Origin of the sequence: Sphingobacterium spiritivorum (genome assembly GCF_016725325.1) — a bacterium.
GTDB lineage: Bacteria > Bacteroidota > Bacteroidia > Sphingobacteriales > Sphingobacteriaceae > Sphingobacterium.
This window is the reverse complement of record NZ_CP068083.1, coordinates 2,026,178-2,038,795: the sequence shown is the minus strand read 5'-3', so window position 1 is coordinate 2,038,795 and position 12,618 is coordinate 2,026,178. Positions and strand designations below refer to the sequence as shown.

Here is a 12,618-nt window from a genome sequence, read left to right as displayed (position 1 = left end):
TGTCTTGAAAAATCCTTAAACGACCGGCTTTGTTCCTTTGATCAATTCAAAAATGGTAATTTCGGGTAGTATACCCACACGTCCGGGATAGCCAAGGAAGCCATAGCCAACGTTGACATAGAGTTGTTTGTTTTGCTTTTCCCTGTAAAGCCCCGCCCATTCCTTATAAATATATTTGACCGGGCTCCACTGAAAGTTTTCAGTGCGCACACCAAATTGCATACCATGTGTATGACCTGCAAACATAACATCTACATCTGTATCCAGCACTTCTGCGCGCCAGTGAGAAGGATCATGAGAAAGAAGTAACTTAACAGGTTGTTCTTCAGTACCCATAAGCGCTTTTTTGAGATCTCCCTTTTTAGGGAATCTGCCTGTTCCCCAGTTTTGAACACCTACTATAGCAATCTCCTCGTTACCAACCTTTAATGTTCTGTTTTCATCCATCAGAAGATCCCAACCCATTACTTTGTGCGTATCGATTACATCCTGCAGATTTTTTCTCTTGGCAGGAGAATCTTCCTTTCCGTAATAATAATCTCCGTAATCGTGGTTCCCTAATGTGGAAAACACACCCAGATCAGCTTTCACGCGGGTGAAGATATCCTGATAATCCCGCATTTCAGAAGCCACATTATTAACCAGATCACCAGTAAAAAAGATGGCATCAGGCTTCTCACCCAATAACATATCGATACCACCGGTCACAGCCTTTTTATTATAAAAACTCCCGGAATGTACATCTGAAATCTGTGCGATACGCATTCCATGAAAGGAAGCCGGCAAATTGGGCAGATAGAGCTTTTTTCTCCGGATACGATAGTCGTATGCACCGGAAACGATCCCCCATCCTAAAGGCAGGATAGGCAACGAAGCGATAACAATACCGGATTTCATTAAAAATTCAGATCTTGAAATTCCTTTTTTAGGCGTCTCCGGTAAAGGCTTTTCTAATTCCTTGATTCGATCTTCCAGTTGCTCTTTCTTACGCGCAGGTCTCAGTAATCTTGAAATCCATACACCTCCTCTCCGGATATCATCGATCAGAATAACCAGAAAAAAGAAGAATTTGCAGGTAGCGGTCAGAAAAAATGCGACCAGTATAATCGAGCGGTAAGTAAGTGGAATATTATACTTCATACCGATAAATACTCCGGTCAAAAGCAAGATGGAATAAGCCCACCAGGCATAACCGAACCATTTCTTATGTACCAGTTTAATTTTAGTAGCCCGTAGTGCGAAAAAAATATAAAAATCTAATATAAAAAGTATGACAGCATTAATAATCAACATCGTCTATTGCTTTAATTTTTGTTATTGAGCGCCAAATTTTTTAACGCTTCTATCCATTTGGGATCATCATTCAGACTTTCAACCAGATGAACTTCCTCACCTCCCGCAGCCTTAAATTCGTGCGCATATTCTACCTGAATTTCATCGAGTGTTTCAATACAATCCGCCACAAAAGCCGGGCTGAATACCAGCAGTTTTTTTACACCCTCTTTAGCCAGACGCTGCAAGGCATCTGAAGTATAGGGCTGTATCCAGGGGGTCTTACCAAGACGTGACTGAAAACAAATTGTATAACTTCCCTCCTGTAATCCAAGTTTATGTATGATGGCTCTGGAAGTAGCATAACACTGCGACAGATAACAATACGGATTAACCTCGGCTTTACATGAGTCACAACCTGTATCCGGGCAGTTTAATGTACCTGTAGGATCCACTTTTCCTAACTGACGTACAGGAAGCCCGTGATAACTGAACAGGAAATGATCGTACTGAGACAAATCCAATGCTTTAGCATGATCTGCAAACACATCGATCATTAACGGATCATCACAATAATTACTAACGAAACTTACTTCAGGAAAGTATTGCCACTTGCGCATTAACTCCATGACCCTGTCAATAACAGATCCGGTAGTCGCAGATGCATATTGAGGGAATAATGGAATAACCCTGATAGACTCTAAAAACATACCTTCCATCTTTTTGAGCGCCTGTTCAATAGATGGGTTCTGATAACGCATCGCCAATTCTACATGATACTCTTGTCCTAACTGTTCCTGCAGCATTTCTGCCTGCAGTACACTGTAATACATGAGTGGAGACCCTGTTTCCTTATCCCATATTGTCTTATATACTTTTGCGGATTTGGGAGCACGTGTAGGTGCAATGATTCCTTTCACCAGTAACATGCGGTTGAAATAAGGAATATCAATTACGCGACCATCCATCAGAAATTCGGTCAGATACTTACGAACATCCGGAGTACTAGGAGAATCAGGAGTTCCAAGTTGAACCAGCAGAATGCCTTTGGTTGCTTTTTTAGTCATAGCCAACAAAAATAAGGATAAATAAAGGTTGAGCCGCCTTTATAAGGAGAATATGAAACTTTCATGACGGGACACTACAGCGCTTCTATCGCTTTCTGTACATCTTTCATTAACCACATCGGTGTAGAAGTCGCTCCACAGATACCGACACTGTCATTTTCACTAAAGACACTGCTATCAATCTCATCTGTACCGGAGATAAAATAGCTATTGGGATTTGCCTTCTGACAAACATCAAACAGAACTTTTCCATTAGATGATTTTTTTCCGGACACAAACACGATTTTGTCATATTGGCGAGCAAAGTCTCCCAGATCTTCGTATCTGTTTGACACCTGACGGCAGATCGTATCGTTAGCTTTGACATCATATCCACGTTTGATCAGTTCCTCTTTAATTTCGTAAAACTTATCAACGGATTTGGTTGTCTGACTATATAGGGTAAAACTGGCAGGTAAATCCACATTGTCTAATTCGGTGATATCCTGAAAAACCAATGCTTCATCATTTGTCTGTCCCTGAAGACCAATAACCTCTGCATGGCCGTGTTTTCCAAAAATCAAAATCTTCTCCTCATCATCATGAGAGGTTTTGATTCTGTTCTGCAATTTAAGCACTACCGGGCAGGAGGCATCAATAAGTGTAATATTATTTTTGAGTGCAATTTTGTAGGTTTCCGGAGCTTCACCATGTGCACGTATCAACACTTTTTCATGTTGAAGAGCAGGCAGATCTTCATGATTAATAATACGTAAACCTTTTGCTTTCAGTCTTGCAACCTCTTCATCATTATGTACAATATCTCCAAGACAATATAAATAACCATCCTCTTCCAGAATCTCTTCGGCCATATCTATAGCATACACTACACCGAAACAGAATCCGGAATCTTTATCTATTGTTACAGTCAGATTTTTACTCATAATACAAAACTAAGCATTACATATCATATCTGATATGCCGGATATGATAATTTACATTTGGAAAACTTTGTACAAGACTTATGTTCTGCTTATTACCTGATATTCTCATTTTTTATTTTCGAACTTACATTTCACCTTTTAGTTGCTAAATTTCATACCTTTGCAAAAATTTTAATATTGTAATGGCAACTAACAGAACTTTTACGATGATCAAACCAGATGCAGTAGCAAATGGTCACATCGGCGCGATCTTAAACGACATCATTTCAGGCGGTTTCAAAATCGTAGCATTGAAATACATTCAATTGACTAATGAATCTGCAGGAAATTTTTATGCAGTACACAAAGAACGTCCTTTTTATGGTGATTTGGTAAGCTTCATGACTTCGGGACCAATCGTTGCAGCTATCCTGGAAAAAGACAATGCTGTTGAAGATTTCCGTACACTTATCGGTGCAACCAATCCGGCTCAGGCAGCTGAAGGAACAATCCGTAACAAATACGCAAAATCTATTGATGCAAATGCAATCCACGGATCTGATTCTGATGAAAATGCTGAAATTGAAGGAAACTTCTTCTTTTCTCAATTCGAAAGATTCTAGTCTGCAGACTGAAAAGAAAATAAAAAAATCCTTCCCGGAATCGGGAAGGATTTTTTTATTAGAAATAAGTGGCTAATCTATTTAGAAGCCTCTACTTTTATTTCTTTTACTCCTGTATGCGTTCTTCCAAACATATCTACAGCCTGAATTTCAATTTTGTGATTTCCGGCCTTTAGCTTTGGTAGTTTCATTTTCCACAAGTGTGTAGAAGAGATACCGTCAGAAGGTCTTCTTCCGTCCAATAATTCTTTTGCCAGATCATAGCTGTTGACGGCATACACATAAGCCGGATCTGCTTCCTCAGCATAATCCATTGCTTTCCATGTACCGTCATCAATACGATACTGTACATTATCCCCTTTACGACCAATAAAAAAATTAGCATAAATTGGGTAACGTCCGGAGTATTTCTGCGCAACAATTTCAGGCCCGTAGATAGCGATCTGATATTGCGGATCCTTGCCTGCTACTTTATAATCAAATGTATATTGGTTGCCTTTGATATTCAATACAGCATATCCCTTTGGTGTTCCATCACGCATAGTAGATACCGGCACCCCAAGTTCATTTTTAATTCCGGAATACCAATCGCCGGATGTTGTTCCTACATTATATTCATGATGAGACTTAGACTGCTTCCATCCGTCCTTTTGATCATAGAAATTTTGAGTCTGGAAATGGGTATGCGCAGACAACGAAAGCGTATGTGGGAAATCAGCCAACAGATCGAATAATCGTTGACGATCTGCTACACGAAATACATCATCGTGCTCCAGTAATAATGGAATATGAAATGCCAGTACGATAAGTCTGTCTTTGGGTACTAACTTGAGATCATTTTCTACAAAGTCCAGTTGTTCTTTCCGGAATCCGCCCAGATAACCTTTTCCTTTTGTAGGGTGGGGATACAAGATGTCATCCAGTACTATAAAATGAGCATTACCATAATTGAAGGAATAATTATTAGGGCCAAAAGTCGCTTCAAATGATTCGTCAGAAAGAGAATCAGTAGTAGCGTCATAATTCATATCATGGTTACCCATGACCTGAAACCAGGGCAATCCCATTTTGGCAATTGTTGTCTGATATGCCGGATGCAAACTCAGATCATCGCCGACTAAATCACCCAGACTGATACCGAATTTTGCAATTTGCTTATCGCCAATCTGATCAATTACACCTTTTTTGAAAAACTCCAGTTCATCCAATGTATAAGCTTGCGGATCTCCAAAAACAAAAGCAGAAAAATTCGGATCTTCTTTTGCCGGGATTAACGCAAAATCTACAGGTTTTGTTAATTTTCCCGTAGCAGCTACACCTGCATATTTACTGGCCGGACTTCCTTCTGGTTTGTGTATGTAATAAAACTGAGGGTGATTGTTAGCATTAACCGGGATACTGTAATCTGTAGGTTTGATAACAAAAATAATATTATCCTTACCCAATGGAAGTTCATACTTACCCTTAGCATCGGTCTTTACAACCTGAACACCGTTACTGACAGACACATTGGGTATGCCAGCTTCTTTCTGCTCACGCACACCATTTTTATTGGCATCAGCAAATACAGTCCCTCTCACTACATCCTGTGCATGCAGGGTTGAGAGTATAGATAAAAAAGTTAAAAATGTCGAAATTTTCTTCATAGTAGCTATTTTGCGTTTCCGCAAAAATACATTTGCTGCATAAACCCAAAATCAGCACATTGTTAAGAAAATGTGAAGAAAGACACTATAGAAAAAGCTTTTAAAAAGTCCTTTTTGACAGATATTCATCCTCCTTTTCAGTCATACGCTTTTTATCTTCCGGCTTCTTGTCATGATAACCACAGAGGTGCAATACGCCGTGTATCACCACACGATGTAATTCGTCCCGCTCTGCAACTTTAAATTTTTCTGCATTATCCTGAATCCGTTCGATACTGATAAAAATATCGCCGGCTATCGTATCTTCTTCCTCTGAACTATCAAAAGTGACAATATCTGTAAAGGTATCGTGATTGAGATATTGTTTATTGATCTCTAACAGATATGCATCTGAAGAAAAGATAAAATTCAATTCTCCTATACGCTTAAAGCCTTCTGACTTAATCGTATCTGCAATCCATTGACGGATTTTTTGTTTTTCCTTTGGTTTGAAATCAGTATCTTCTGCAAAGAAATTAATATTCTTCATGTTGTCCTATTTTTTAATCTTATAAAAAGCTTCTGCTATCCATGTAGGACTGCAGTATTATGGTTGCGGATATCGTATCTACCAATCCTTTCTGCTGACGTTTTCCCTTTTTCATACCACTCTGAGCAATCACGGCAGAAGCCATTTTTGAGGTAAAGCGTTCATCCACCTCAGCAACCGGAATAGTGGGAAATTGCCTTTTCAGTAAGCGGATAAAACCGACTACGTGGGAGGCTGACTCCGAGTCTGAGCCGTCCATTTGTCTTGGTTTACCTACCACAAAAGTTTCTACCTCTTCTGTTTGCAGGTAATTCTTCAGGAAGTCAAAAATTTCATTAGGATGCACAGTTGTGAGTGCATTTGCCACAATCTGCAAAGGATCCGTCACAGCAATTCCTATTCGTTTCGTCCCGTAATCAAATGCCATTAACCGCATATCTGTTCGTTTTTACAAAAATACTATTCCAAAATGACAAAAAGATTAATGTCTATGCAAGAGAAAATCTATAATTTTGCTAGACTATAATAAAACAATCCAAATGAAATATCCGGATAGTACAATAAATACAGACGGGATATTCCATTTGGCTCTTAAAAAAACAAATTGCATATATGAAATTAACATTTGTGACTGCTCTGTTATGCTGGATAAGTGTGATGGCATTGGGTCAGACCTACAGTTCTACGATCAGTAAATTCAGAGCAGATCAGCAGACAGCATTGGCGAAAGAACAATTTGGCCCGCTTCGTCCGCAGGATATTGCTCATCTGCGTTATTTTGAACCCGATCAGCAATATAAAGTCACTGCTACTGTGGAAATTCTATTCAATGAACCTACTTTTCGTATGCCGACCTACGATGGCACCAGTAACGAGTATAAGAGATATGCATTGCTTCATTTTACACTTAAAGGCGGGAAAGTAACCCTTACCGCTTACCAAAGTGCTGCTTTATTTCAAAATCCTGCTTATAAAGATCATTTATTTTTACCATTTTTAGATCAGACAAATGGTAATCAGACATATGAAGGAGGCCGGTATATCGATCTGGACAGTAAAGATATTAAAAACAAGAGTGTAGAAATCGATTTCAATAAAGCATATAATCCGTATTGTGCGTATAGTAACGGATACAGATGTCCCCAACCTCCTGCAGAAAACCATTTACAACTGGCAGTAGAAGCCGGTGAAAAGAAATATCTTGGACCAAAAAATGAAAGACCTGTGAACAAAAACGCAGCAAAAGGCTTCACTGAAGCTGAGAAAAAGAAAATAAATACAGGTACTGCCTCACAAATCATGTATGTATTGCAAGTGACGGAGCCGAATGACCTGGAGATCTTAAAGGCTCCTTCTCAAGACATCAAGTATGATGATCCTTTATTAGATTTACTATCCCAACGTATGTATGCGACTGTCAATGATCCGGATCATTCGGGTGTAGGAATTGCTGCTCCACAGGTGGGGATCAATAAAAATGCAATCTGGGTACAGCGATTTGACAAAAAAGATACTCCTTTTGAATTCTATGTGAATCCGAAGATTATCTGGCGATCCAAACTTACACGTAAAGGAGCGGAAGGTTGTCTATCCATCCCATTCAGAAAAGAGGATGTATTACGCAGCTATGCTATCCGCCTGCAATACGTAAATAAAAATGGTGATATTATTGAAGAAAATATCGAAGGGTTTACGGCTGTCATTTTTCAACATGAAGTCGATCATCTGTATGGGATATTATTTACAGACCGGTTAGAAGAGCAGGCCGAAACTCCGCATGTCTCTCTGCAGGACAAAATTGAGTTTTCCATTCCTCCAAAAAGTATACTCCCTTAATTCACTGCAAACAGGCTATCCGGAAAGTTTTCGGATAGCCTGTTTGTAATAACATCAACACTTCTGTGGCATCACATAGTAGTCTTGTTGAGATCTCAGGGAGTTTCAGTATTTGATTTCTGAAGAAGTGAATTTCCCGAATTTTTAACTTTTCCGATAGCACTTGCCGCCTTTTCTGCTGAGTTTGAGGCTTGGGTTACTTTATCCAAAGCACAGTTCAATTTATCCGGAACGCCTTTTTCCTATACTGTTGTAGATCCTGAAAACAGTAAAATTTCTTACCTGCAAACAGGTAATTTTGACTCTAATAATTCCGATTTTTCTAAAAAATATATACATTAGGAACTGAGGTATATATACTTCTGCTATCAAAACATTGAATCCTATGCATATCCGGACATTTTTAACCTTCTTACTCATGTTAATGTGCTGGTTTACCGCCCGGGCCCAACAGATATTATCTCATATGGATGAGAAAAAGTTTCTGGACAGTATGCAGACTGTTATTGCAAATACCAAATCGGATAGTGTAAAAGCTAATACTTACTTTTTTATATCCGACTACTGGAGATTTAAAGACACCATACAAAGCAGAGAAGCGCTCGAAAAAGGGAAACAAATAATCACAAAAGAGGGAAAATTTGACAGCAAATTCAGGTATCTGGAAGGACTCTATTACTTCTATTTGGGTCAGCATTATTACAACTGGAATAAACCTTTGGCAGCCAGTGCCTATTTAAAAAGTGAAAAGATAATGGGGGCTTACAGCCATCCGAAAGCAAATCTGCTCCGTGCTGCATGCTGGTATAATTATGCGCTTATGGTCAGGGCACAGAAGGGAGATGCTTTCGTCACAGATATCCTGCTAAATAAGTCTATTCCCTTAGCCGATAAAACTGAAGATTATGAAAAGAGGGCACATTATTATGCTCAACTTGGAGCTATAATGATGTACAGCAGACAATTTGATAAATCGGCATCATATAACAAGAAAGCGATTGAGCTTCTCGAGAAGAAAGACCCAAAATCTCCTACCTTACTTTTGTCTTATCTAACCGGTACCGAAAATTACATACAGCTCAAGGATTTTTCAAACGCAAAAAAACTGTTGGACAAAGCCTCTTCATTGTTAAAGATATACCCTGAGTCTGTCAATGCCTCCTACTATTATTATCAGGCAGGCTCCTATTATCTATACAACAAAAATTTTGGTGAAGCACTAAAAAATCTGGAAAAAGGAATTGAAATTTCACAAAGAAACAATCAGTTCCAGCTCAGGGAAACATTGAATTTTCGGAAGTATGAAGTATTGGTCGGGCAAAAAAAATATTCGGAGGCTAAACGTATATTGACCGCTTTAAGTCAACCCGACAATGTAATCCTGCAGGATCTTTCTTCGAAAAAGGAAATCTACAACCAGATGGTACGGATCAACGAATTGACAAACAACACCGAAGAGGCATTTCATTGGTTAAAAAAGTATAATCTCTTTGAAGACAGCCTTCATAACAGTGAGACGAATATCAAAATAAACGAAATGGAGACGAAGTTCAGAACTGTAGAGAAGGAGAAACAGATAGGGGAACTTAAAGCTGCAAAACGGGAAGCAGAGCTTTCCTCTCAAAACAGCAAGCTGACCAGTTGGTCGCTCTTCATTACTTGTCTGCTCTTATTGATTGTTGCTGGTATTTCTTTTCTATATTACAGAAACAATAAAAAACTTCTGATCGAAAAAGAAAACAATCATCTACAGCAACTTAAAGATCTCCAGCTGACAGAAAAAATCCGTTATGGAAAAGCACTTATGGCCGGAGAAGAAATAGAACGACAGCGGTTGGCAAGAGATCTGCACGATGGATTAGGCGGTGCTCTGGTCGGTATAAAAATGAGTTTGTCCGGAAAAATAGCAGATAGTACAGATCAGGATTATGTATCGGATCTTATTCCTGTAATTAAACAACTCGACAATTCCGTCTCCGAACTACGCCATATAGCACACAATATGATGCCTGCCAATCTGATTAAATTCGGACTTGAAGTCGCCATCAAAGATCTCTGTGAAACCATACCTCATGAACAGATAAAAGTTTCGTATCAGGCCTACGGTATTCGTAAAGATATACCCGAGCAGACACAGCTTTATATCTACCGCATTATACAGGAACTGCTGAATAATGCACTCAAACATTCGGAAGCAACAGAAATTCTGGTTCAGTGCAGTCAGGAAGGTGAGATATTCTCTATTGCCGTGGAAGATAATGGAAAAGGATTTGAAACAGAAACTCTTGATAACGCCAAAGGCATGGGATTTACTAATATTCGAAATAGAGTGGGGTTCTTGAATGGTCATATTGACATTGAATCTTCTACAGGAGAAGGAACCACTGTAAATATTGAAGTATATGTTTGAAAAAACAATTAAGATAGCAATCGTTGATGACCATCTCATCGTTTTAGAAGGTTTAAGCAGATTGATTGAAAGCAACCCGGAATATACAATCGTTGGCACTTTCACACATGGTTATGATTTTCTGACTTTCGTCAAAACAGAGTCTGTAGATATTGTGCTCTTAGACATAAGTTTACCAGATATCAGCGGGATCGATTTATGCCTTCAAATCAAAAAAGTGGCTCCGGATGCCGCAATAATTGCTATCAGCAATCATATTGAAAGAAGTATTATTCTGCAGATGCTCGAAAACGGAGCTGTGGGCTACCTTCTCAAAAATGTTGACCTGCATGAACTGAAAAATGCACTTCATGAAGCGCTCAGTGGAAAAGTAACCTTCAGCTCTGATGTAAAAGAGATTATAGCAAGACCCCATCTCCATGATCTGATCGAACTTCCCAAACTCACAAAACGAGAAAAAGAAATTTTACAACATATTGCATTGGGAAAGACGACGACAGCAATAGCTGATGAATTGTTCCTGAGTCCCCTGACGATAGAAACACATCGTAAAAGAATGATGAGCAAATTTAAAGCAAAGAATATGGCGGCTCTGATTAAGACCGCCATGGAGCATAATCTGATTTAATAATACAACAAAGGTCTCTTTTAAAAAGAGACCTTTGTTGTTATACTGAATATCGCTGCTAATCTACCTTTCCACTAATTTTATTTCAAAAAGCTGATTCCACTTTTTACCAGTTAAGAAAAGACGTTTTCCTGCTTTATCATAAGCGATACCATTTAATTCGTTATCAAAAGATTGACGTTCAGGATTGGTATACATTCCTACCAGATTTATTTGTCCTGTCACGGCTCCGGTTTTAGGATCGATAATAACAATTATATCTTTTTGATAAACATTAGCATATACCTTTCCATCTATATATTCAAGTTCATTCAGTTGCTCTACTGCTCCGTTCTCATCGTATACACCGATTGATCCTTCTTCTTTGTACGTCTCTGCATTCAGGAAGTACAATTTGTTACTTCCGTCAGATTTGATCAGGCGCTGACCATCGTTTGTGAGCCCCCAACCTTGCTTACTGTTCTCATAATTGAAAGTTCCGGTCTGATTGAAAGTAGCTTTGTCAAATATAAGCCCCATATTGTTTTCCCATGTCAGTAACACTATTTTATTACCGAATATCGTCATCCCTTCTCCAAAATATTTAGAATCCAGATCCAGTTTTTTCAGTACTTTCCCTGTATTGACTTCCACTTTTCTTAATGAGGAAAGACCATACCGACCTGTAGATTCATAAAAAATGCCATCGGCAAATTCCAGGCCCTGAGTAAAAGCGGAGGTGTCATGCGGAAATGTATTAATAATTTCAAATCCATACTGCTTTGCTGATTCCGGAACAATTATGACATTAGAATACGCCATATCCTCTTTTCCTTCTGCATATACTTTGGCGGTCAGATTTTTGTTTCCTAATCCGATGGTCTGAGAGTCAACAACTAAACTGCTTGTATCCTGTTTGCGACCAATTACATTTCCGTCTACAGAATAGACCACAGAGTCCAGAGTCGTAGAAGCAAAATTAAGCTTCAGATTCACTTTTTGTCCCAGAATAACTACTTTCCCGGATTCGGGAGATACAAACTCCAGTTTTCCTTTTTTTGTAAAACAACTGCTGAGCAACATTGCTCCTACGGCAAAAACGCCAATAATTTTTTTCATTTAATCCTACAATTATGAGTACAATCAACGGCTTTCTATACCGAAAATGTATCCTCTTTACTCAAAGTTACGGAAACAATATGACTTAAAATACGCTTCCGATTTGTCAATTTTAAGGATTTTTTTTGTTTCCCGGAACACAATAACATATTTTAACCAATCGACAAGGTTATATGGAGATGCTGATCCAAATTTGCTCCGCAATTTGTCTGGCTGATCAGCCGGACAAATTGTATATTAGAATACTTATTATTCACTCCAAAACGCATCCTTTATCAAATTGATACGCGGGGGATCGCCAAGATAAACAGACACAATATCAAAGCGTATATCTCCAAGATGCTCTCGCTCTTCTATACAGGCCCGGGCTGCGCGAATCAGTTTTCGTTGTTTATGTATATCTACAAACTCAGCAGGTTCACCGTGAGCAATTGAGGCTCTTGTCTTCACTTCTACAAAAACAAGAATATCACCATCATAAGCCAATATATCGACTTCCAGTTTTCCTGTCCTCCAGTTAAGGGCTAAAATCTGGTATCCCAAGGCAGTCAGATGAGACAATGCCATTTGCTCTCCCTTCTTACCTTGTTCCAGATGTTTTGCCATA

The 12,618-nt window shown here is 38.9% G+C and carries 12 protein-coding genes; 4 read left to right on the top strand and 8 right to left on the bottom strand.

Translation table 11 applies throughout. From position 1 onward, the window contains the following. Nucleotides 1–15 precede the first annotated feature (15 nt). From I6J02_RS08410 to I6J02_RS08400, 3 genes are all read right to left on the bottom strand, one after another. Nucleotides 16–1,293 carry a metallophosphoesterase gene (locus I6J02_RS08410; protein WP_201681279.1) on the bottom strand — a complete coding sequence of 426 codons (1,278 nt, stop codon included), beginning with the start codon at nt 1,291–1,293 and terminating at the stop codon, nt 16–18. Nucleotides 1,294–1,304: 11 nt separating this feature from the next. Then, the gene (gene hemH / locus I6J02_RS08405) at nt 1,305–2,339 is read right to left on the bottom strand and encodes a ferrochelatase (RefSeq protein ID WP_201681278.1); all 1,035 of its coding nucleotides are present in this window, start codon (nt 2,337–2,339) and stop codon (nt 1,305–1,307) included. A gap of 74 nt (nt 2,340–2,413) precedes the next feature. After that, a complete protein-coding gene (locus I6J02_RS08400; protein WP_201681277.1) occupies nt 2,414–3,262 on the bottom strand; it encodes a 4-hydroxy-3-methylbut-2-enyl diphosphate reductase in 849 nt (282 codons plus the stop codon). A gap of 182 nt (nt 3,263–3,444) precedes the next feature. On the opposite strand from I6J02_RS08400, the gene I6J02_RS08395 reads away from it, so the two are divergent. Further along, complete coding sequence (locus I6J02_RS08395; RefSeq protein WP_002997935.1) at nt 3,445–3,864, top strand: nucleoside-diphosphate kinase; 420 nt, start codon at nt 3,445–3,447, stop codon at nt 3,862–3,864. Nucleotides 3,865–3,941: 77 nt separating this feature from the next. Here I6J02_RS08395 and I6J02_RS08390 read toward each other — a convergent pair whose 3' ends face one another. From I6J02_RS08390 to ruvX, 3 genes are all read right to left on the bottom strand, one after another. Continuing rightward, nucleotides 3,942–5,510 (bottom strand): calcineurin-like phosphoesterase C-terminal domain-containing protein, encoded by a 1,569-nt coding sequence (locus tag I6J02_RS08390; protein ID WP_201681276.1) that lies wholly within the window; start codon nt 5,508–5,510, stop codon nt 3,942–3,944. A gap of 100 nt (nt 5,511–5,610) precedes the next feature. Then, the gene (gene ybeY / locus I6J02_RS08385) at nt 5,611–6,039 is read right to left on the bottom strand and encodes an rRNA maturation RNase YbeY (protein ID WP_201681275.1); all 429 of its coding nucleotides are present in this window, start codon (nt 6,037–6,039) and stop codon (nt 5,611–5,613) included. A 19-nt stretch (nt 6,040–6,058) separates the two neighbouring features. Further along, nucleotides 6,059–6,475: a Holliday junction resolvase RuvX gene (gene ruvX, locus I6J02_RS08380; RefSeq protein WP_201681274.1), complete on the bottom strand. Its 417-nt coding sequence runs from the start codon at nt 6,473–6,475 to the stop codon at nt 6,059–6,061. A gap of 176 nt (nt 6,476–6,651) precedes the next feature. On the opposite strand from ruvX, the gene def reads away from it, so the two are divergent. From def to I6J02_RS08365, 3 genes are all read left to right on the top strand, one after another. Then, nucleotides 6,652–7,875, top strand: coding sequence for a peptide deformylase (def, locus tag I6J02_RS08375; RefSeq protein ID WP_201681273.1), 1,224 nt, complete (start codon nt 6,652–6,654; stop codon nt 7,873–7,875). A gap of 466 nt (nt 7,876–8,341) precedes the next feature. After that, on the top strand, nt 8,342–10,285 hold the full coding sequence (locus I6J02_RS08370) for an ATP-binding protein (protein WP_201681272.1): 1,944 nt from the start codon (nt 8,342–8,344) through the stop codon (nt 10,283–10,285). Beyond that, nucleotides 10,278–10,913 (top strand): response regulator transcription factor, encoded by a 636-nt coding sequence (locus tag I6J02_RS08365; protein WP_201681271.1) that lies wholly within the window; start codon nt 10,278–10,280, stop codon nt 10,911–10,913. The genes I6J02_RS08370 and I6J02_RS08365 overlap by 8 nt, the downstream gene beginning before the upstream one ends. 63 nt (nt 10,914–10,976) lie before the next feature. On the opposite strand, the gene I6J02_RS08360 is transcribed toward I6J02_RS08365, so the two are convergent. Continuing rightward, nucleotides 10,977–12,011, bottom strand: a complete 1,035-nt coding sequence (locus I6J02_RS08360; protein ID WP_201681270.1) for a glutaminyl-peptide cyclotransferase — start codon at nt 12,009–12,011, stop codon at nt 10,977–10,979. A gap of 249 nt (nt 12,012–12,260) precedes the next feature. Further along, on the bottom strand, nt 12,261–12,617 hold the full coding sequence (locus tag I6J02_RS08355; RefSeq protein WP_201681269.1) for a YraN family protein: 357 nt from the start codon (nt 12,615–12,617) through the stop codon (nt 12,261–12,263). Between the last annotated feature and the right edge of the window lies 1 nt (nt 12,618).